Source organism: Dietzia sp. PP-33, from assembly GCF_033790845.1.
Classification (GTDB): domain Bacteria; phylum Actinomycetota; class Actinomycetes; order Mycobacteriales; family Mycobacteriaceae; genus Dietzia.
In genome coordinates this window covers 1-20,472 of sequence record NZ_JAMYEI010000016.1, presented here as the reverse complement: position 1 = coordinate 20,472, position 20,472 = coordinate 1, and the positions used below count along the sequence as shown (strand labels likewise).

Annotated in this window: 21 protein-coding genes and 1 pseudogene; 16 read left to right on the top strand and 6 right to left on the bottom strand. The window is 65.5% G+C overall.

The genetic code is table 11. From position 1 onward, the window contains the following. Nucleotides 1–8 precede the first annotated feature (8 nt). Nucleotides 9–980: an exonuclease domain-containing protein gene (locus NJE57_RS18890; protein ID WP_319030062.1), complete on the top strand. Its 972-nt coding sequence runs from the start codon at nucleotides 9–11 to the stop codon at nucleotides 978–980. Between the two features lie 156 nt (nucleotides 981–1,136). On the opposite strand, the gene NJE57_RS18885 is transcribed toward NJE57_RS18890, so the two are convergent. After that, on the bottom strand, nucleotides 1,137–1,805 hold the full coding sequence (locus tag NJE57_RS18885; protein WP_319030061.1) for a TetR/AcrR family transcriptional regulator: 669 nt from the start codon (nucleotides 1,803–1,805) through the stop codon (nucleotides 1,137–1,139). An 81-nt stretch (nucleotides 1,806–1,886) separates the two neighbouring features. Here NJE57_RS18885 and NJE57_RS18880 point away from each other — a divergent pair, with 81 nt between their 5' ends. The 5 genes from NJE57_RS18880 (at nucleotide 1,887) to NJE57_RS18860 (ending at nucleotide 5,478) form a co-directional block, all read left to right on the top strand. Next, nucleotides 1,887–3,749: a serine hydrolase domain-containing protein gene (locus tag NJE57_RS18880; protein ID WP_319030060.1), complete on the top strand. Its 1,863-nt coding sequence runs from the start codon at nucleotides 1,887–1,889 to the stop codon at nucleotides 3,747–3,749. Nucleotides 3,750–3,902: 153 nt separating this feature from the next. Next, nucleotides 3,903–4,133: a helix-turn-helix transcriptional regulator gene (locus NJE57_RS18875; RefSeq protein ID WP_219129627.1), complete on the top strand. Its 231-nt coding sequence runs from the start codon at nucleotides 3,903–3,905 to the stop codon at nucleotides 4,131–4,133. Continuing rightward, nucleotides 4,130–4,660, top strand: coding sequence for a hypothetical protein (locus tag NJE57_RS18870; protein WP_319030059.1), 531 nt, complete (start codon nucleotides 4,130–4,132; stop codon nucleotides 4,658–4,660). The genes NJE57_RS18875 and NJE57_RS18870 overlap by 4 nt, the downstream gene beginning before the upstream one ends. Nucleotides 4,661–4,953: 293 nt before the next feature. Further along, the gene (locus NJE57_RS18865) at nucleotides 4,954–5,199 is read left to right on the top strand and encodes a type II toxin-antitoxin system Phd/YefM family antitoxin (RefSeq protein WP_319030058.1); all 246 of its coding nucleotides are present in this window, start codon (nucleotides 4,954–4,956) and stop codon (nucleotides 5,197–5,199) included. 21 nt (nucleotides 5,200–5,220) lie between these two features. Further along, the gene (locus NJE57_RS18860; RefSeq protein WP_319030057.1) at nucleotides 5,221–5,478 is read left to right on the top strand and encodes a type II toxin-antitoxin system RelE/ParE family toxin; all 258 of its coding nucleotides are present in this window, start codon (nucleotides 5,221–5,223) and stop codon (nucleotides 5,476–5,478) included. 233 nt (nucleotides 5,479–5,711) lie between these two features. Here the strand turns inward: NJE57_RS18860 and NJE57_RS18855 are convergent, their stop codons facing one another. Continuing rightward, nucleotides 5,712–5,957 (bottom strand): helix-turn-helix transcriptional regulator, encoded by a 246-nt coding sequence (locus tag NJE57_RS18855; RefSeq protein ID WP_319030056.1) that lies wholly within the window; start codon nucleotides 5,955–5,957, stop codon nucleotides 5,712–5,714. An 85-nt stretch (nucleotides 5,958–6,042) separates the two neighbouring features. On the opposite strand from NJE57_RS18855, the gene NJE57_RS18850 reads away from it, so the two are divergent. Then, nucleotides 6,043–6,438 (top strand): hypothetical protein, encoded by a 396-nt coding sequence (locus NJE57_RS18850; RefSeq protein WP_319030054.1) that lies wholly within the window; start codon nucleotides 6,043–6,045, stop codon nucleotides 6,436–6,438. Between the two features lie 336 nt (nucleotides 6,439–6,774). Here the strand turns inward: NJE57_RS18850 and NJE57_RS18845 are convergent. After that, nucleotides 6,775–7,041 (bottom strand): annotated as a pseudogene (locus NJE57_RS18845) (integrase core domain-containing protein); the annotation flags it as partial. A gap of 231 nt (nucleotides 7,042–7,272) precedes the next feature. Here NJE57_RS18845 and NJE57_RS18840 point away from each other — a divergent pair. From NJE57_RS18840 to NJE57_RS18825, 4 genes are all read left to right on the top strand, one after another. Then, the gene (locus NJE57_RS18840) at nucleotides 7,273–8,055 is read left to right on the top strand and encodes a ParA family protein (RefSeq protein ID WP_319030053.1); all 783 of its coding nucleotides are present in this window, start codon (nucleotides 7,273–7,275) and stop codon (nucleotides 8,053–8,055) included. After that, on the top strand, nucleotides 8,052–8,351 hold the full coding sequence (locus tag NJE57_RS18835; RefSeq protein WP_319030052.1) for a hypothetical protein: 300 nt from the start codon (nucleotides 8,052–8,054) through the stop codon (nucleotides 8,349–8,351). The genes NJE57_RS18840 and NJE57_RS18835 overlap by 4 nt, the downstream gene beginning before the upstream one ends. A gap of 127 nt (nucleotides 8,352–8,478) precedes the next feature. Then, entirely contained in the window at nucleotides 8,479–8,694 is a 216-nt protein-coding gene (locus tag NJE57_RS18830) for a toxin-antitoxin system HicB family antitoxin (RefSeq protein ID WP_083324243.1), read from the top strand. 959 nt (nucleotides 8,695–9,653) lie between these two features. Then, nucleotides 9,654–10,853 carry a helix-turn-helix domain-containing protein gene (locus NJE57_RS18825; RefSeq protein WP_319030051.1) on the top strand — a complete coding sequence of 400 codons (1,200 nt, stop codon included), beginning with the start codon at nucleotides 9,654–9,656 and terminating at the stop codon, nucleotides 10,851–10,853. 28 nt (nucleotides 10,854–10,881) lie between these two features. Here the strand turns inward: NJE57_RS18825 and mobF are convergent, their stop codons facing one another. Beyond that, nucleotides 10,882–14,421: a MobF family relaxase gene (gene mobF, locus NJE57_RS18820; protein ID WP_319030050.1), complete on the bottom strand. Its 3,540-nt coding sequence runs from the start codon at nucleotides 14,419–14,421 to the stop codon at nucleotides 10,882–10,884. A gap of 309 nt (nucleotides 14,422–14,730) precedes the next feature. Here mobF and NJE57_RS18815 point away from each other — a divergent pair, with 309 nt between their 5' ends. The 3 genes from NJE57_RS18815 (at nucleotide 14,731) to NJE57_RS18805 (ending at nucleotide 16,644) form a co-directional block, all read left to right on the top strand. Beyond that, entirely contained in the window at nucleotides 14,731–15,060 is a 330-nt protein-coding gene (locus NJE57_RS18815) for a hypothetical protein (protein WP_319030049.1), read from the top strand. A 215-nt stretch (nucleotides 15,061–15,275) separates the two neighbouring features. Continuing rightward, nucleotides 15,276–15,629 (top strand): hypothetical protein, encoded by a 354-nt coding sequence (locus NJE57_RS18810; RefSeq protein ID WP_319030048.1) that lies wholly within the window; start codon nucleotides 15,276–15,278, stop codon nucleotides 15,627–15,629. A 460-nt stretch (nucleotides 15,630–16,089) separates the two neighbouring features. Beyond that, complete coding sequence (locus NJE57_RS18805; RefSeq protein WP_319030047.1) at nucleotides 16,090–16,644, top strand: hypothetical protein; 555 nt, start codon at nucleotides 16,090–16,092, stop codon at nucleotides 16,642–16,644. 79 nt (nucleotides 16,645–16,723) lie between these two features. Here the strand turns inward: NJE57_RS18805 and NJE57_RS18800 are convergent, their stop codons facing one another. Further along, on the bottom strand, nucleotides 16,724–17,305 hold the full coding sequence (locus NJE57_RS18800) for a DNA-binding protein (protein WP_319030046.1): 582 nt from the start codon (nucleotides 17,303–17,305) through the stop codon (nucleotides 16,724–16,726). Between the two features lie 216 nt (nucleotides 17,306–17,521). On the opposite strand from NJE57_RS18800, the gene NJE57_RS18795 reads away from it, so the two are divergent. After that, nucleotides 17,522–18,238 carry a DUF3800 domain-containing protein gene (locus NJE57_RS18795; protein ID WP_319030045.1) on the top strand — a complete coding sequence of 239 codons (717 nt, stop codon included), beginning with the start codon at nucleotides 17,522–17,524 and terminating at the stop codon, nucleotides 18,236–18,238. Nucleotides 18,239–18,554: 316 nt separating this feature from the next. On the opposite strand, the gene NJE57_RS18790 is transcribed toward NJE57_RS18795, so the two are convergent. Beyond that, nucleotides 18,555–19,589 (bottom strand): hypothetical protein, encoded by a 1,035-nt coding sequence (locus NJE57_RS18790; RefSeq protein ID WP_319030044.1) that lies wholly within the window; start codon nucleotides 19,587–19,589, stop codon nucleotides 18,555–18,557. A gap of 289 nt (nucleotides 19,590–19,878) precedes the next feature. Here NJE57_RS18790 and NJE57_RS18785 point away from each other — a divergent pair, with 289 nt between their 5' ends. After that, nucleotides 19,879–20,214 carry an Lsr2 family protein gene (locus NJE57_RS18785; protein WP_319030043.1) on the top strand — a complete coding sequence of 112 codons (336 nt, stop codon included), beginning with the start codon at nucleotides 19,879–19,881 and terminating at the stop codon, nucleotides 20,212–20,214. The last annotated feature ends 258 nt before the right edge of the window (nucleotides 20,215–20,472 follow it).

The following is a 20,472-nucleotide window of genomic DNA, read 5'->3' as shown; positions in this document are numbered from 1 at the left end:
GCTCCGAGATGACCTTCGTCGCCTTCGACACCGAAACTGCCAACTCCAGCCGTGCCAGCATCTGCTCGCTTGGCGCGACAGTGGTCACCAACGGCGTCGTCACCGACGAACGTAGCTGGCTGATCCGTCCCCCCGAGGGGCACGACGAGTTCTTTGCCCGCAATGTTTCCATCCACGGCATCACCCCGGAGATGGTCCAGCACAAGCCCCGGTTCGGCGAGCTGTGGCCCGAAATCTCGCAGTACCTCGACGGGAACACCGTCGTGGCGCACAACGCCTCCTTCGACACCAGCGTGGTGCGCTACGCATGCGAGACCTCTGGACACCCGTGGCCGGAGTGGACCTACGGCTGCACACTCGTCATGGCCCGGCAGGCCTTGGACCTGGTGTCCTACCGACTGCCGATCGTGGCTTCTCACCTGGGCGTGCCGCTTGAGCGCCATCACGACGCCGCGGCGGATGCCCGCGCGTGCGCCGGTGTCCTGCTCGCGCTCGCCGACCGCAACGAGTGTGCAGACCTGACGCACCTGACCGCCGCGCTGACGGTGAACCTCGGTCGTCTCTTTGCCGGCGGCTGGGACCCGTGCAGGCAGACTCGCGCTCTCCGCTCCCCCAGTCACGCTGCTCGCGGCCCATTAGTCATTCCCGAGGCGTCTATCGACGCCGATCCCGGGCATCCGCTCTACGGTCAGGTTGTGGCCTTCACTGGAGGTTTGGGCAGCATGACCAGGCAAGACGCCTGTGACGCGGTCGCAAACGTCGGAGCCACACCCGCCAAGGGGTTGACGCGAAAGACCACCGTGTTGGTGATCGGCGATGGATTCCGCGGCGACGACCTCGCGGAATTTCAGACCGGCAAAGCCCGCAAAGCCCTCGACCTGCGAGCCAAGGGACAGCCGATCGAAGTCGTGACCGAGGACGAACTGCTCGAACTCCTGACCATCGAGCGCAACACCTCCGCATCAGTTCGGGCCGTATGACCAGGACTTGCCTGGCTTAACCACGCAGGCGCAGCCAGGCGATCCCTTTGGGGCTCACGCCTACGCGTGGAAGTGCCGATAATGTGCCATTACGTAATCTTCGCTGGTAAGACACCCGGCATGGGCATCACACCTAGGTGGCCCCGATGATCGTGGCTAGAGGATTTGGACTAGTTCGCGCAGTGCGTTTCGAGCGGTCGTTTCATCAATAGGCGCGGGGGTGGCGGTGAGCTGCGCAGCCAGCCCGTCCAGTGCAGCGTGCAGAGCTGCCACTTTCGATTCGAGAGCTGGATTCTCTAGTTCGGCGAGTGTCGCTGTTGACTGCACGATGCTGGGCACGTCGATCTGATCCGCTGCGAACACTGGCACTGTCTGGTTGTTGAGGTGGCCGACCACTCGGCGGCACTGGTGGCGGACTCCCACCCAGCCGGCCTGCCGCCATCGGTCCATGCTGGCCGGGTGGGGGGCGCAGTGGGCGATCGCCGACCACAGGAACCACTCCACGCGGCGGCGCTCGTCCAACGGCAGAAGCTCTTCCAACATCGCGCACGCGGCGGCCCGTCCCTCACCGTCTGTGGTGGCCTGATCCAGTGCCCGGATTCGCGGCACGAGTCGACTCGCGGCCTCGGCGGTGACGTCGGACATGACCTGCTCGAGGAGCTGTTCCTGGGTGGGAAAGAAGTGGCGCAGGGCCCCGGCGGACATCCCCGCCTCAGCGGCAACCGCGCGCACCGAGGCGGCCGGGAGCCCGCCTTGAGCGATCAGCCGTAAGGCCGCCTCCACGGCATCGCGCTGCCTCTGATGCCCCTTAGCGCTACGCCCCATCCACTCTCCTGACGCGATCGACCCGATCTACATACCGTAGTGTGCGCAGAACCAACACACATGTATCGGAAAGGTGGGCGTATGCGCTATCGCGTCGCCAGCGCCCTGGTCGTCGTTGTTCTTGCCCTGGCGGTGGCGCCGCTGACGGCGCAGGCGAGCCCGCGGGGTCAGACGCTGGATGAGCGGATCGAGTACATCGCGCACGAGGTCGTGGGGCGGTCGGCCACCGGAATGACTGTGGCTGTAGTCGACGGTTCACAGACCGAGATTCTCCAGGCCTTTGGCCATGCGGACGAGAAGCAGGAACGCAGACTGAGCGTGGATTCACGCATGCCAGTGGCCTCGGTCTCCAAGGTCGTCACAGCGCTGACCGCCCTTACACTTCACCAGCAGGGCGCCTTGGACCTCGATGCTCCAATCGAGCAGGTCAGCCACGTTGCTATGCGAGACGAACGGGCCCCCGCTGACCGGGCACCTCTCAGCGGGCGGCATCTGCTGACACATCATGCCGGTCTCGCCGAGTCGATAGTGCTGCCCCCGCCTGCCGGCAGCGAAGATCTCCAGCGGCCCTTGTCGGACTGGCTTCAGCGCCACCCGCCAGTCCTGGAGTATCCCGCGGTGGGCATGCACTACTCCCCCTTGGTCGCCTACGCCGTGCTCGGAGCCGCGATCGAAAACGCGTCGGGCACGAGCTTCGACAACGCGGCCCGCAGAACAGTACTGGGACCAGTCGGTGCCAGTTCGGCAACCTTCCGCGACGACCACGACCCCGCAGGCGCGGCCATCGTGACACCCAAAGAGAACGGGTTCCAGGCCGCACCGTGGCCCGACGCAGCGGAAGCGCCGGCAGCGTCCCTGCGCTGGTCTGCCCGGGATGCCGCCGCACTGCTATCAGCACTAATGACTAAGAAGGGCAGCTTGCCAGAACAGGTTGTCGAGCAGGCCCGGACCGTCAGTGTCAGACCGCATCACGGGGGCGGTGGCCACACCCAGGTCTTTTTCGAGAACACTCGCCGGGGCGTAAAGGTGCTCGAGCACGCCGGAGCCAATGGCCTGGCCTGGCTCACCCTCATCCCCGAGGCCGATGTCGGCGTGTTCGTCGCCGTCAACTCCCACGATGAAGCGGCGACCGAAGCGACCGAGGCCGTTGTCGAGGCCGTCATCGATTGGACGGTCGAGACCGAACGCGCGCATCCGGCGCCTGAGCACCCCTGGCCAGCGATCATCCCGCCCTGGCTGCCGCAGAGCCGACCCGCGATCCCCACCGGGGCCTTCCAGGAACGACTGTTCCAGGACCGTGGCCCCGAGAAGGCCTTGCGCAGTCTGCTCAGCCAAGTTGTCGTCACCGCCGACGGGGACAATCTTCTGATGAACGGGCGCCAGCTCTCCCCTGCCGGCGAAGGGCGCTGGTGCGACCTAGCTGGATGCGTGGCCGGAAGAGTCACCAAGGCAGGACTTACGGTCTTCGAACGCGGGGACCGGGGAATGCTTGAGCAGACACTCACGCCCGCAGCGATACGAGATGATCAACGAGCAGTCGTGGCCGCCCTGGCCGCATGGGCCGTAGCCGTTTCCGCCGTCGCGATTGGAGCGCTACTGCGTCTCCTCCGCCTGCTGCGCGGCCACAGGAGTGCTCCGTTATTGGCACCCAAGTTCGCCGTAGCTTGGGCTGCGGCCTCCTCCATCACACTGGCGTCGGTCTTCGCCATTCCCCTGTGGCCTCTACTCCTTAACGCATCGTCATTCACGCCCCCTGCCGCTACTTGGGCACTCACCGGGCTGACCACACTTAGCGCCGTGCTCGCGATCGGGTGGGCCATCACCGCCGTGCGCCGACATCACGCAGTATCTCGCCGCTACCTGATGACAGCCGCAACATGCGCCGTCCTGACAATTCCGGCGAACATCTACCTTCTGGACTGGGGGTTCATCCCCCACCTGTAACCCTTGCCCCGAGTCAATAGCCTGATCGACCAGGGGTCTTTGTCACTCAGCGGGCCGCTCCGCCAGGTGCCCAATGCGACACACCCAGAACCGCCAAGCACCGAGGGTCAAGTAACCTTGACATCAAAAGTCAAGCTGGTTTAACATTGTGCCATGGCAGTTCGAGAGACCGGAGCAGTCGGATCAAGCCCGGTCCGGGAATGCCGCAAGGTCAAGCGGGTCACCCAGGCCGAGCTCGCCGAGGCGGTGGGTGTCAGCCGGCAGACGATCATCGCGGTCGAGCGGGGTGACTATTCGCCGTCGGTGTACCTGGCGATCCGTATAGCGCGGGCCCTGGAGCGGTCGGTCGAAGAGCTTTTTGTCCTGGAGGAGGAGTCCCGATGACTCAGCGAAACGGCGTGTTCGACCGACTGTCGGACCGGGTGATGAATCTTGACAGCCCCGCGTATGGAGATGAGCGGGAGCGCACCGTGTCCATGGAGGCGAGTTCGTTCGGTCTCACTATTGGTCTATACGCGGGGCTCGCAGGAGCCGTCGTGTCAGCGGCATTCGGCCTGATCCTCCTGCCGACAGTTCTCCTCGCGCTGACGATCCTGCCCGCGGCAGCCGCCCAGTGGTACGCGCGACGGCGGGGAGTCCATCTCAATGCGCTCGCCGAAGAGTCCGGAGCCAAATCGACGCTGATCACCATGGTCGCGGTGTGCGCACTCATAGCCCTGACGTTCGCCGCGATGACCTACACCGTCTTCACCAGTCAGCCCCTCCTGCCCCTCCCCTCGTTCACAGTGACACCAGGAGATGGCCTGCTCGGGGGTGCGGCACAAGGCGCCGTGGTCGGCGGAATAGTCGGAGCGGTCGCCGGGATCATCGGTTCGATTCTGAGCTACCGCAAGGCACACCGCAGGAAGTAGCAGCGGCGCCACAGGCTCTCGACAGCCCTTCCGGCCACCGGAGCAGAAAACCAAGCTCAGCCCGTGCACCACAGGCGAACACGCGACGACCCGCGGTGACAGGCTCAATAAACACGATCAGGCTTCGATTCACAGCAGACACCCCAAGCAACGGGAAGCGCACGCTCGCCCCCTGGACCGATGAAGCGACGTCCCGTCAAATGTGCAGGTCGACAGAGATGAAACGATCCCGACGACCACAGCACACGTGCACCCACTAGACCGCGAGTTGTACAAGATGTACCCTTGAAGTCATGGCGACCACGACACTCAGCAACTTCCGCGCGCACCAGAGCGAGGTACTCGACGCCGCTCAGCGGGCGCCGGTGGAGATCCTCAGCCGAGGTAGCCGTCGCCGGGCCGTTGTCGTCTCGCCGGAGTTCTTCGACCGCGCATTGCAAGCCTTGGAGGATCAGGCCGACGTTCGCGGGGCGGCCGAGGCCCGCCGCGAGGACGGCAGCATCTCCCACGAGGACCTCATGGCGGAACTGGGCCTGTAAACGCTCGCGCCCGGCTCGCCGATGCCCTATTCGATCACCTACAAACCCTCGGCCGCTAAAGCCCTTCGCAAGGTTCATCCCACCGAACAACAGCGAATCGTCCGCGCTATTGAGGCCTTGGCGCAGGCTCCGCGCCCTCCCGGCGCCATTCAGCTCGCCGGAGGCGACGGTGAACTCCGCATCCGCGTGGGCAACTACCGCATCATCTACGACATCGACGACGACGCCCTCGTCGTACTCGTGCTGCGCATCGGGCACCGCGGCGACGTCTACAAGTAGCCGCCCCACCCCGGGTCTCGGCAGAGACGCACTACCCGCCGGCGCCGCTAAGTCGCGCTCTGACAACCTGCCACAGGCGCCCCCCATCGTCGCGTTGCGGCTCGTCGGCTCTGCGTGTGGTGTCAGGCCCGTAGCGCACCAGCAAAGGGCGAGACTCGGCCTCGACAAGTGAAGGCATGGCCGCGTGCCGCAATGCTCACGCCGCCGGCACTGTCATGCCAGCGACCGCTCCCCTACGCCCTCGGGCCCGCACTAGACCGGCGCAGCCCGGTAACGAACGTGCTCGCATCGACCTGAAGCACCGTGGCCAGGGCCGCAATATTCAACAGCCCGATATTGCGTTCACCTCGCTCCACCGAACCAATGTAAGTCCGGTGCAAACCCACGCGGTGCGCGAGCTCCTCCTGCGACAGCCCCGCCTCGAGTCGGGTGCCACGGATCCGGCGCCCGAACTCACCCAGGACCTCGTCATCACGCATACCTGCAACTTCAGGCCAGAGATGACTATTGGTCTACAGACTATAAGTATCATCGGGGCCAAATGCGGCTCTACAGGAAGGCGCCATGGGCAAGCAGCAGTGGGGATCCCAGGGAAAGAAGCGCGCCGCGAAGAGGAAGCGGCGAGCCGACCGGACAAAGAGGACGCGAACGCCCACCAACCCGACCACAACACACCTCACCATCCCCATCTGGGCATACCCCGAGGCAGCCGAAGCCCTCGCCGAGCACATGCCCGACATGACAACCTCCCAGGCCCTGGACTACCTCCTGACCGAACCAGTCGGGTGGCAGACCGACACCGGACGTATCAGCACAATCGTCCCCGCCGAGGTGGTGGCCGAAACCGGTGAAACCAATGCAACCTACATCGCAGCACTCGCCCTACTGCACGAGCTCGGCCTACTCGCTTGGGACGACACGCGCCGCGTCCACATTCAGACCATTCCCGAGGAGCCCTGACCGCGACTGGAGTGGCGCCGGCGGGTACTCAAGATCGCTCGCCAGCCCTACTACCGGTGGCGCAAGAATCCGATCACCGACGCCGAGCTCGCCGAGGCTTACCGGGCCAACGCCCTGTTCGACGCCCACCGCGAAGACTCGGAAAGCCGGCGCCGACCATGACGCCAGCAGTGAAGCGATAAGACTCGCGGTGACAGCGGAAGAGGACTGACCACCAGCCCACCCGCGGGCCGGCGGGCTGTCGACCAGCCCAGGGGCAGCACCTCTCCAGAGGGCTAGTAATTCGATTGCCAAATCCTCCCCCGGGGCTGATGCACGGTTAGGTGACACGGGCAGTTACGCGGCCTGAAGGGCCTCGTGGTTGATGATGGTCTCGAACTCGATGGGGGTCAATCTGCCAAGGCGGTCCTGCCGTCTGCGGCGGTGGGAGGTGCGCTCGACCCAGTGCACGATGGCGGTCCGGAGCTCGTCTCTGGTAGTCCAGGATCGGCGGTCGAGGACGCCTGTCTGCAGCAGGGAGAAGAAGCTCTCCATGGCCGCGTTGTCACCGCACGCGCCCACCCTGCCCATCGATCCGAGCATCCCGTGTCGGGCGATGCACTCCACTGGGCCCGGCGGCCTTGGCACCGTACGTTAGTTGCCCAGCATTAGCTAGCGCCGCAGCAATAGCTGTGCTAGCACCGATAGCTTTTATCGCACGATTAGCAGCCAAAGCTAGCGTCGGCTCTATAGCTGTGCTAGACACGCAAGGTAGACATACTAAACAAGCTAGGCTCGCTAGGACTGACACCGCAGCTAGCTTCGCCCGGCTACCTTCGTGGGGAGGAATGGACATTGACTCGAAAGTTGGCTCTCTGCAACCAGAAGGGCGGCGTCGGCAAGACTGCTACAACGCTGGGTTTGGCCAGTGCGCTAAGCCATCAAGGACGCAACGTTCTAGTGGTGGACGTCGACCCTCAGGGCAACTCCACGACGGGCCTCGGTGTCGAATTGACGAAAACCATGATGACGACATTCGACCTCATGAACCGAACGGTCCCGGGGTCGGCAGCCGACGCAGTCATCGCAACTCCGTGGGACAAAGTGGATCTCATTCCGTCCAACGAAGCGCTGGCAAACATCGAATCTGACGGCGCCAATGACCTCATCTTCCGCCTCGACATCGCCTTCGAGGGGCTCGACCTGTCCGCCTACGACGCGGTCCTATTTGACTGCCCACCATCTCTGGGGAAGCTCCTCTTCGCCGTACTTTGCGCAGCAGACGGAGTCATCGCTGTCACTGAGCCGACTATTGACAGTGTCCGCGGGATCGAAAACCTGCAAGAGACTATCCGTAACGTCCAGAGGCGACCCAACCCGCACCTCGTGCTCGAAAAGCTCGTCCTGAGCCGCAAGAGGACAACCGGCGAACACCAATTCCGCGAGCGCGAACTTCGCGACACGTACGGGGACCTGGTGGCTAAGACCTCAATCCCGGAGCTAACCGCACGTCAGGACGCACATAGCTCGCACACACCGATCCATAGCTTCACCGGCGGGAAGGCCCTAGCCCTCCAGGTCGCGTATACAGATCTGCTAGCAGAGCTAGCGCTTGATCCCAAAGGAGCTGCAGCATGAGCATCAAACGTGAACCCGCAATCCGTCGCGCGGTGCATCCTGCAGCAGACCTGCCTGAGAGACCTTCACGAACTAAGCCACCAGCTATTCCCACGCCCCCGGCTTCCGCGCCAGGGGGCTCAGCTGAAGAAGAGCGACTGACAGAGCAGCACAACGTACGGCTTCGCCCGTCCACCAAAGCTCGTCTATTACGTGCAGTAGACAAGCTCCGCTACGAAACTGGCGACCGCACCATCAGCATTGCTTCCATCACCGACAAGGCCATCGTCGAGTACTTGGACTTGCAGGGGTGTTGAGCCAGCTGATTGGGGAGTGACCCGACCTCCAAGGCACGTCGGTCCTCGAGGGCGCCGCTCGTGGCATGTTTGACGCCTTGCGCGTGTCGCGCGCATTTTTGACGTCAGGCATGCCATTTTTGACGTCATGGCGACCACACGATCTGGGCCTGGGAGACCAGCGCTAGGGGAGCGGACACGAATGACAGTCCGCGTACCTTCAGATGTCTATGACGCGCTTCGACGTGAAGCCGCAGCCCGTGGCATCTCAATGAACCAGTACGTAGCCGAGGTCGCAGCGGCACACCTCGGCATGTCTGAAGCCGTGTCGAGCTACGACGACCAGGAGGCGATTCCCGCGTGAAGTAGCCAGCTGCGTGACTGAAAACTGAACACTCCATGCAGCACCTGAAATGACTGATACCGGCCCACTGGCGAGTGGACCGGTATCGAAAGTCAAGAGTCTGAGTTGGCGCTCAAACTCGGTGTTGCTCACCAATTAGGAGAGCTGTGCTTCCAGGCACCTCTCAGAGTAAGTCATACCCATCGGATGGTCCAGTCGATCCGATCGGCGTGTCTCACTCTGACCGTGACAACCTCATATCCCTCGATTCCACCTGGTGGTGGGACTCGGTGGTGTGCGCGTGGAGTCCGCGCCCGTATGTGCGTGTCGACTCGCATAAGGCACACACCTTCGCCGCCGCCAGGCGTCTCACCGACGGCGTACCGGGGGAGGGGACGCCTTTCGCACTGCACCTAACCGATGAATCGGGCAAGTTTCGGCTCCTCGCCCTGGATTTTGACGCCCACCATGCCGGCTCAACCGCAGACACAGACCTCGCCGCGTGCACGGCTGCCTTGACTGCCGCGGGCATCGAGCACCTGGTGTGCTCGTCAGGACCTGGTGGGGGATACCACGTATGGATCCGGCTGAGCACCGCCATCTCCCCGCACCGCCTGGCACCGCTCATCGACGCTTTCAGCGCCGCGTGGCCCTCGCTGGATCGGGGCCCGCTGTCCAACTCGCGCACGGGTTGTGTCCGCGCCCCGGGCTCACCCCACCGCGCCGGCGGCACATCGGTACCCCTGACAGATCCCCATATCCGCCCGGTGTCCCTGCGAGCCTTGCGCACAGTACTCACGCAGCTGACACAACCCCCGCAAGCCAGCAGCAAAACCACCGCCGGTGCTGGAATCACCCCGGTTCCTGTGCACGTCGATGCGCAAAGCCATCCATACCTCTCCGGGCCCAGACGCCCCCTGAACCCACAGATCCGTGCCCTTGCCCGCGCCCCGATCACCGACCGCACCGATGCCTCCGCGATGGGGTGGTCGATCCTGCTGGCCTGCGTCCACGCGCGGATGCAGTACCGCGACCTGTACGAAGCTGCTTTCACTGACCGCTGGCCCGGTCTTGAGTTTGTCCGCACCAGCCGTGCAAGTGCGGGGGAGCGCACCCCCCGATTCGACGCGGCCACCGAGCTGGCCCGTCAGTGGGCCAAAGCCGTCACCGCAGCCAGTTACACCCAGCCCAGCACCGCAGGACCCTCGCCCGCCCGCCGAGCCGCCGAAACCGCTGTCGCCGACCTGCTCACCCGCATGGACTCCCGGCCCGGCCGGTGGGCTGGCAAGACCGGAGCCCAGGACCGCCTGGTGCTCCTGGCCCTGGCAGCCCGCACCCTTGCAGCCGCCGCCGTAGAGGTGCACCTGTCCGAACGCGACTGGGCCCTCGCCGCGGGCCTGACCAGAGACGCCGTCGCCGACCGACTGAAAGTCCTGACCCAGCAGGGCTGGGTCGCCCGCGTGCAGCGAGCAGCCGGCCCCTGGGCGGCAGTGTGGCGGATCGTTAGACCCGGGGGCGGGGAGCAAAGAAGTGGCGCAGTATTTACCCCGGAGATGCAGAGCCAGCTTGACGCTGAGCTCGAATGCGCTCGGGAGGACATTTGGCACGCCCGCCCCCTTGGGGTGCTGGGCATGCGCGTATGGGCCCACATGGCCGCTGGTCGCCTGTCTGTGGGTGAGCTGGCGGCCAGGTTGGGTGTCTGCCCGGCGACGGTACGTAGCAAACTGCGCGCGCTGCGCTCTCTGGGGTTGTGCACCGCCGATGGCCGGGTGTACCGGAGTCGGTCGCGGTTAGCGCGAGCCGCGGTTGCTGCTGGTGTTGACGGTGCGCACGCCGATCGCGTGCGCCTGTACCGGCTGCATTCGGCGGTGTTCGTGTGGTGGTTCACCACCCGACACCAGCCAGAGCGCTCCGATGCGTTGGCCGAGTGGGGCGAATTCCCCAACCCTGATGAGGCGGAGCAGATCCACCCGACCGACATCGCGCTGGCCTACGGCGCCACCTCGACCGGTCCGCCAGTATCAGCCACCACCTGGGGCGCGGCGATGGCTGCCCAAGACCTTCATCGCGAGGCCGACCCGGACAGTTGGTGGGAACTAGTCGCCGCAGCCCGCGCCGCCCTGCCCGCCCCCGACATGCTGCTCGCCCCGCACCAATGGGCCCGCACCACCGCAGCCTGACCACTGGCGCCGAACGAGTCGGGTCGAGTCACCACAGGTCAGGGGAGGAGTCGGGGGATGGCCCCCATGGCGAGCTCGTCGTGGGATGGGTGCCCGGGCCGGGTTCATGTTCTGCGGACCGGGATGCGAGGTAGGAGGCGACAAAGTCCTCGGCAGTGAAGGAAGCGGCACGGGCTACCGCCTCGGAGGCAGGATCAGCGGTAAGTGTGCGATGGGTCTCTGCAAGCCAGGTGGTCAGTTCGGTATCGCATCCCGGGGCCACGGGCGGGGGAGTGGGCAGCGCTGCGGAATCGGTGGTCTCGCGAGTCGCGTGACGTATCCGGTGGGCGATGACAGAGCCGGGCTTCTCGGCTGTGTCGAGGGTTTCGGTGGCGTTGTCCCATTCCTCGCGGGGGTCGAGGCCTCGGGTTGCTGCTTCGGTCCACGCGCCTGCGAGGGCCTGGTACTGGTCGGGGTCTGCCTCGAGCTGGTGGGCGTAGGCGCGGGGGAGCGCGTCGATGTACGCCGGGAGGGTGGCGGCGGTGAAGTCTCGGGCGGCGAGGTCCACGCCGTGGCGGTAGAGCTGGTCGAGTCGTTCGTCGCTGGTGGCGCTCTCGTACTCCTGGCGGAGGGTTTCGGTGGCCGAGGCCTGGTGAGTGTCGCGGGCCAGCACGCCAGTCAGCACCTCTGCGGCGGTCGGGGCTTCGTGGTCGCCGGCGGAGTGCATGTGGGCGTCCTCGGCGCCCGTGTCGAGGGTGGGTTCGCACACGGCGTAGGCGCGGTTCTCTCGTTTGCCGCGGGTCATGGCGACGTACAGGCCGGCACGGTCCACGCCAGCGTCGATGACGGCGTGGACGGTATCGACGGTGGCGCCCTGGGCGCGGTGGATGGTGGCGGCGTAACCGAGGTGGATGTGCTTGCCGACGTAGCTGGCGGGGATTGCCATGGCCTGCCCGGTGGAGGAGTCGCGCACCCCCAGTGAGCCGTCGCCTGCGATGCCGGTGACGGTGAACAACTGTCCGTTGATGACCCGACCGAGGTAGGTGCGGTCACCGGTGTACAGCTTGGAGTTGGTGCGGGCGATGACGGTGTCCCCGACACCCACGACATCGCCGCGAGCGACCCTGATGGTGTGTGCGTCGTCGACTAGTCCGTGGGCGATGCGGCTCGAGCGGATCACTTCGTTGAGGGTGTCGACGTCGGCGTTGGTGGAGGCAATGATCAGCGACTGTCGGCCCGCGGTGGTGTCGGCCAGGAACGCCTGAGCGGCTTCGGTGAGCATCGCCTCCCGGTGCCCTCCGGTGATCCATCCGCGCTCGTTGTAGACGGCCAGCGCGCCGGGATCGCCTTCGCGCAGGGCGAGCGTTGCCTCGGCCTGCTCGGAGTCCGCTCCCATACGCATGACCTCACGCAGTTCGACTGTTCCCGGGGTGCGGGTCAGGTCGGCGAACAGGCCGCCAGTCTCGACTGCCGCGAGCTGCTTGGGGTCGCCGATCAGTCGGAGGATCGCCCCGGACTCGGCGGCGATCTCAGTCAGCGCGGCCAGGTTCTCGGTGCTGGCCATGCCCGCTTCATCCACGAGAAGCATGTCCCCCGGTTTGATCGTGACCGGTAGTGCGTCGAGCGATTTCCCGGGCAGGTTCGGGTGCCGACCGAGCCAGGTGAAGGTCAGAGAGTCGATGGTGTGACAGTCGGTACCGATGTCGCCTGCAAGGACGCTGGCCGCTGCCGCGGACGGAGCAAGGCCGATAACCGACCGGCCGGTGTGTTGCCAGGTGCGGGCCACGACCTTCATGGATGCGGTCTTGCCGGTTCCGGCCGGACCCACCCCGGCGGCCAGGAGCGTTCCGGCACCAATGAGGTGCTGCGCCAGAGCGGTCTGGCCGGCATTGAGGGACCAACCCTCGGCGTCCTCGTGCGCCTTCAGCGCACGGTCGAGATCGGCACGGGTAGCAATCACCGCGACCGGGGTGCCAGCCGCCTCCAGGGTGGCGGTCTCGGCGTCCAGCACTGCCTGAGTGGTGAACTTCTCAGCATTTGCGTGCCGGTCCACACCGGCCCCGCTTGGCCCGATCAGAGGGCTGGGAAGGTCCAGAATCTCCGGCGGGGTCAGCTGCACCACGAGCTCTCCCATGGCGGTGCTCATGACCTGTTCGTGGGCCCGGTCCAGGGCCTCGGCGCCCTCGAATCGGTAACCCTTGAGCAAGGTGGAAACGGCGGTGTCGACGTGGGAACGGCGGAACTGCGCCCGCCGTGCGGTCACTGCCGCCACCGCCTGCTCGGCCACCTTGAGGGCGTGGACCTGGGCGTCGAACAGCTCCCGCGACACCTGGCTCCGACCCTGCCCGGTGACCTCGCCAACCACGCTGTCCACCGCGTGCGTGCCGACGACTTGCTCGGCCATCTCCCGCCAGGTGGCGCGGTGCTCGGCCAGGGATTGGGCGGGCTTCTTGGCGTCGCGGGTGTCGAGGATGGCCTTCTGCCACAGGGCGTAGGACGCCCGCTGGGAAGGCTGCCGATTGTTCTTCTCAACGTACTGCGCGACGAGTCGGTCATAGACCGGCCTGGCCAGGGCCCGGCGGGAGGAGAACGCCTCGATCAGGCGACGGTCGATCCCGGAGATCTCCCAGATGGGCGCCTTGTCCGGGTGCGGGTAATGGGCCTGGAACTCCACGCCCATGCGACGGGTCAAAAGGTCGTGCAGGGTCGCGTCGTAGCGGGCCGAGATCGCCTGGTGCATCTGATGGATCGCACGGGAATCCAGCGACAACCAACGCCCGTCGGGAGCTTGGACCTTGTTAGCCAGCAGCACGTGGGAGTGCAGATCCGGGTCGCCGCCTCGAGTGTCGAAGTGGGCGAACTCAGCCGCGATGATCCCGCCGGTCTTAACCTGCTTGATGCCGCCTGTCCCGATCCTGGTGTAGATCGCGTTATTCTCGGCCCACGCCAAGGTTTCGGCCACGGCCTCGTGATGCAGGGAAGCCAATTGGGAGGCAGTCTTCTCATCGGCCAGCGCCCACAAGACGCTGACACTTTTCACCGGGGAGAACGTGAAGTCGAACCCGGCGACCGCTTGCTTGACCTGGTCACGTTCCCGGTTGACCCAGGCGATGACATCCTTGCCAGAGGCGTGTTCGTAACCGAACTCACGGCGATAGAACGGGCGCGCAACCCCCTCGGCGATCTGTCCTCGCTCGTCGGGGGTGGGGCGCCGGCCCTCGGTGTGAAGGAACGCCTTTTCGGCCGCGGCGATGGCCTCCAGGACGTCGACCCCGCCGGTGTAGATCGGGAAGGATCGGCCGAGCTTGCAGGCCGCCAAGGGCTTCCCGTCGGCCATCATCTGGTCGGTGTCCGGGTGCAGGCCCTCGCCGTACAGGGCCGCCATTTGCGCTTCGGTGACGACCGCCCCCGCGATCGCGTTCTCCGATCCCAAGCCGTCCAGTCCGCGCCCGATCCACGCGCCGGGTGGGGTGCCCTTGGCGGCGTAGTAGTCCGACAGGGCCATGCCCTGCGGGTCGGCGTCGTGAGTAGCGACCGAGCGCAGCAGGTACTGGTACCCAGTACCCGCGTGCACCGCTCGAAGGCTCATCACACCCACCAGCGTATGCGGACCAAATCCGCGCGTCTACGCGTCGCAGCGCACGGCGCCGTGACCAGCAGGTTCCCGTCGTTCACTCGAAGTGCCTACTGTGTATAGCTGTTGGCACGAGCGGAAGCGAGTGTTGGTTCTGGCCGGGGCAGTGGCGTATCCACGGCGGCCGGAGAGAGCGCAGTGGTGGTCGGATGGGGGAGTGGTTGGTGGTCGTGGGTGTCGTAGGGGTGCTCTAGGGTTTGGTCTATGGCTGCTACGAAGACTGATTCGCGTTCTCAGACCGCTCGGGCCCGTGCCCGACAGGCGATGGCTGACGAGCTCGAGCGGGCGCGCAAGCGCGAGTCCAAGCTGGTGGCGGTGTTCTCCGCGATCGACGCCCGCTCCGACGCCGAGGCTGCCCTGGGGGAGGCGCTGATCGAGCTCAAGGACCTCGGTGTTGCCCAGTCCGATCTGGCGGAGATGACCGGCCTTTCCGCCCGCGAGGTAGGCGCTGCGCTCCGCGCCGCAAAGAGTCTCACTGATGAGACCCAGTCACCGGACCAGACCGGTACGGCAGACGGTGACGGCGACATCGATAGTGGCGAACGCGATGCCTCGGCACACGATGCGGGCAACACCGGTGAGCAGTCTCACTGACTCCCGTGGCGGGGAACCGTTCCAGGACGTTCCCCTGCCGGGACTCGAACTGCCCCCGCGGGGTTCCTCGTCTACGCCGTCGTCGCGGTCCCGCCCCTACAGCTCGACCCTGCCACCCACCCCGGCAGCGATCCGCGCATTCTCATCCCGCGTCGTCAAAGCACCCGGCCAGGGATGCTGGCTCTGGACCGGAGCCATCTCCGCCGGCGACGGATATGGACGCATCACCTGGCGCCACGGTGCAACCAGCCGCACCGAATCAGCGCACCGATTCGCACTGGCTCATCGCAGACCAACTTACCGACGGCGTGGTGGGGGAACACCGCTGCAACGAACCCCTCTGCGTTCGCGTCGACGAGGGGCATCTCATCGCCTCCACCCAAGCGGCGAACCTGCGTTACGCCGTCGCGTGCGGGCGCACCGGCATCATCCGAACCCTGCTGCATCGCCAAGACCGCCACGCCCGATCACTCGCCGTGCGCGCGGCTGTTGCCGGCGGGTGGAACGCCGTCGCCTACGCCCGCGCATCCGGCAACACCGCACCCCTGGACACACCCCACCTGTTCTAACACCGAGCGAGTAAGCTCACAACCAACACGTGGCCCCGCTCAAGCGGGGCCTCGGCTCATTTGCGGCAGGGCGGATGTGTCAGCGGAGCGCGGCGATACGGCACCAGCGCCGGGGCTCCCGGTCTTACGGGAAGGGTCCATCGCAGCGGCGTGGAATCAATGGCCGCCCGCGCCAACCGTGAACGGCCAGCGAGCGTCGTGGCAGACCGCGAGGTCTCAGCGCCGCAACAGGTGGCGCCCCATGCCCCGGTTCTGCACCACCGGCGGGCAGTCCAATGCTTGCTCGCATCCCGGGGCGGCGGGCAATCACCAGGCATCTGCTCGGCCACAGTTCCCAGGGCCCTCTCGGCCAGCCCGGAAGGGATGCTCACGGGCAGCACAAGCCACCAGGCCCGCCCGGTGCCAGAGCGGCCCTAGAATGAGATCAAGCGCCCCCGCCTTCGGCTAGGAGCTAGACACCGTGACTGAGCTAGACCCGGAGTTCGTCGACCTCATCAACACCATCGGTCCGCGCCGCGCGCAGGCACTGGCAGTCGCCGCCTATGAGATCGCCGAGCAGATTCGCACCGACGCCGACCTGCTCGACACCGAAGCGGTCTCCGGCCAGCAGCTACAGGTCCTTGCCGCACTACCGCCGTGCACCTTCGCCCAGAGCCGATTCTGGCGATACCAACTCGCCGAATGCGCCACCCGGCTCGCAAACGACACCAGGCAGTGGGGAGCGCCCGTGCCCCGCTGCACAGGGGAGGAAATGCTGCTCCATCTGATCCTGACACGAGCCGCGCTCACCGACACCGGACTGCCTGCCGCCAGTGCGATGGCCTGGCCCGAGAACACCGACACCCCCGACACCTGGGGAGACTTGGCGACCGACCTGTTCCAAGACGACGACGTCCTGGCGCTCTACGATCTTCCCGCTGAGGCCATCACCAAATGGGTCGGCGGAGTCAACCTGGAACCAGCCGAATGGTTCACCGAGTTCACCACCCCATTCCCCCTGCCCGAACGAACCTGACCATTCGCGACAACCCGCGCATGACCCGTTAAGGGAGCCGCCGGGCACACCGCCGCCCACTCGGACATCGCGCGCGATGCTAACTCTCGGGTAGCGATTTCGCTCCCGAGTCGCCGTTGCGGCGCTCATCGCGCAACGACTCCAGTACTTCGCGAAGTGTGTCCGAGGTGGCCTCTGCGCGCACCCGGGCCCGGTCTGCTTCTACCGCCGCGGCGCGGGCGTCGCGCGTGTCCCGGCGGGCAGCATCGAGTTCGCCGCGCAACTGCTCCAGCTCGCCTCGCAGCCCCTCGACCTCAACGGCCGCACGATCGCGTGCCGCGACCGCCTCGTCCTTCTCGGAGGTGGCCCGCTCAGCCGCAGCCAGGGCGTCGGCCTCGCCGGCGCGAGCGGCACCCAGAGCCGCCGCAGTCGCTTCGTCCGCCTGCTCCGCGGCCCGCTTCCACGCCGCGGCCCACACCGAGGCCACCATCGCCGACATCGCCTCTGAAAAATCCGGAGCCTCGGGCACACTCCCAGTGGCCGCGGCGGCGTGCTCGCGCATCCACGCGGCCACGTCGCCGATCCGCACCCCTGCTTCGCGCTGCACGCTGCGCACGGTGATCTTGTCCCCACGCGCAATGAGCACCCCATAGGCTCGAGCGATCTTCTCCGTCGTCGACATGGCCGCACTCCGACTCTCGGTATCAGGTAACCGGTAACGTAACGGTTACCGACGTTACCCGATGCGATGAACCGAGACGAGCCCGTCGCGCCGGTGCGCCCCGTATCGGGCCCGGGAACGTGCCGTCTGAGAACCCCGCTTGGACGACGAGGGCCGCGAAGCGCCTCGGCCACGGCAGTCAGGGCACACACGAGCCCGTCGCTGTCGGGTGAGACGATGGACCACGTGCTGATCGCCTACGTCGACGAGTCCTACGACCAGGAGCTCTATTACATCGGGGCGGCGATCGCCGACTACGACCAATGGGAACAGCTCCACCAGCTCTACACTCAGATCGCCGAGCGAACCTCCGCACAACACGGGACCGACGCCGCAGCAGAGTTCCACGGCCACGAGATCATGGGCGGCGTGGGACAGTGGGCCACCCTTCGAGGCAAACACCGCGAGGCCGCCGGCCTCTACACTGCCGTCCTACGGGCAGCCCAGCACGCGGGCGTTCGCTACCTCTTCGAAGGCGTTGACGTCAGGCGCCTCAACGCCCGCTACCGGTACCCGCAACAGCCCCACACTGTGGTCTTCCGGCACCTGCTCGAGCAAATCGACGACTACACCGCTCAACACGGCGCAGGCGAACAAGCGATCGTCGTCGCCGACGAGATCGCCACCAGCGCAGAGCACCAGGACCAGTTCAGCGCCTACCAAGACCTTGGCACCGGCGGCTACCGACCCAGCCGCCTGAAGTACATCTCCGCGCCCATCAACTTCGCCGACTCCCAGCACACACCCGGCCTACAGGCCGTGGACATGGCGGTCTACATCCACCACCGCGCTCAAGCAGTCCGCGACCAGCACCCCCGAGCTCAAGCCGTCACCGACAAGCTCGCCCACCTGATCTACCAGAACACCCACCGGCAACGAACCTGGATGCCCTAAATAAAACGAGGGCCCCCTCGCGGGAGCCCTCGGCAGGCAACGTTCCGGTATCCGGCCCGTTGTACCTCTAGTGTACCGCGCCGCCACCGATTCGCACGACATTGCGCAGATGCGACGCACCACACACCGCAGCGTTTTCAAGACACCGCGCAAGCGCCCCGACAAGCCCCGCCTGCGACGCAGCACCCGTCGGACTCCAAGTGCGCGGGGAGATCACCGGACCGAGGAGGCCGTAGAACACCGACAGGACGCGATAGAGCGCCTGTCCCGATTGTTCGAGGGCTATCACGGTGTTGGCCACGAGGTGTGGAAAAGATCAGTCTAGCGCTTCCGGAGCGCCATGTGGAATCAGCCTATCGGCTGCTTTTTCTGATGTAGTTACGAGAATATCCCTGCCAGTAATCCCGAGGAAAAGGCCGACTGTTCCCTGAATTGGCGCCGCTGTTGTAGCGAAAGCCGCAAGCATGCTGCCGAACACAAGAATCCGTACGATCCACTTCACAACATTATGGGCTTCGGAGGGCGAGTAGCCCAAGTACTCGATGAAGTAGCGCTGAATGTAAGCGACTACGAAAGTGAGGTCTTGGTCCGCCTCCAGCTGCGCGGCGATTTGTGCCTCTGCAGTCTCGGTGAGCTTGGCTTCGGCGAGCCTACTGACCTGGTCGTCCTGCAACTTCCGGGACTCAAGCAAGAAAGCGCGTGCCAGCGTCGACGACTTGAGTGATTCTTCGAAGTCCAACGCTGCTCGAAGGGACCCAAACGACTCGCCGAAGGTCGAAAGCGCACCGCTGTTCGCCAGACGCCATTGTTCGGCGATCGTGCCAGCGGTCTCGGTGACCCCGCCAAGCCCCATCAGAGATTTGGTGTCAATCCGAGCTGCCAGCTGTTCCGCGATAGTCGACCCCTGTAAGGCGACGATCGAGGCGGTGTGGGTCCGGGCAAGGTAGTCGGCGATGGTCGGCGGCCTGTAGCTACGCGTCAGCGTCTCCTGCGCCTGAACGAAGACTCCGAGGCCATTACCGAGGTACGCGTCGAGCGCCGTGCCGATCCCAGCAGTCTGCTCGCTCAGCGAAGTTCGCATGGCGTCACTGTTGTCGATGGCGGCCTGGGTGAGGGAGGAGGACTGCCGGTCGAGCTGCTCCTGCAGGCGGGTGTTTCCTTGGATCGCAGTTCCCACGATGTCCCCGGCCTGACGGGTGAGCTGGTCGCGCAGCCGGTCCACCGCTTCAAATGCGGGCTGGTTGAACTGTGCGATGTCGATCGTCGGCTGGGCCACCTCAATAGGAGGGACGAACCCGCTCATCATCTGCCGCCGCGACTCTTCCATCATTTGGATGGTCCGGTCGTTCATGCGGTCTCGATGATCCACGCCAGACTCCCTTGTATGCAGTATGTCGATTATACGTGTTGGGTATGACACCTCCCGGTTACGTGATCCCGGTTTCCTCTCGGTCGCGCAGTGTCCAGGGAGTCAGTGCTTGCATACGACGGCAGGACCAGCGCAAACCCCGAGAACCGAATGCCGCCGGTCCCACTGGGAAAAGCCCAATCCCGAAAGCTCGAGGGACGCGGTAGCTCCTCGAACTCCAATTGGTGCATACTGCAACTCTGCAGTGAGAGCATCTAACTAGGAGAAATCAGTGGCTCAGCACTTTCAGGTCAGGTACACCGACGATATCGATGGAACCGACCTGGGCGAGACGTCGAACACCATCACTTTCGCTTTCGAGGGCAAGGAGTACTCCATCGACCTCAGCGACGAGAACGCCGAGGCGTTCCGCGAGGCCGTGGCACCGTACATCCAGGCCGGCCACCGGGTGACCGGAAGCAAGGCGAAGACTGCCCGCAAAACCACCACGGTCGCGTCCGGGAACACTAAAGCGATCCGCGAATGGGCCCGCAACAACGGCTACGACATCTCCGACCGCGGACGCATCCCCGCAGACGTGGCCGACGCATACGCAGCCGCCAACTAGGCCAACAGCCCGGCGCCCCAAGAAGCAACCGCCAAAGCCGCTCAGGGCAGCCGCTCCCGAAGCCTGTCCTGAGCGGACAGTACGTCAAAAAGATGCCCCAACAAGCGATTATGTTAACGCCGATAACTTATCTTATGACAAGCTCAGGGTGTCGAGTTGTAGATCCTGCGAACTCAACACCTCCCCGAACTGCCCCTCGCCCGTAGTGCCCGACAGGCCGCGTGACCTGCACGCCCTCAGGTGCCGGATTGCCGCTCC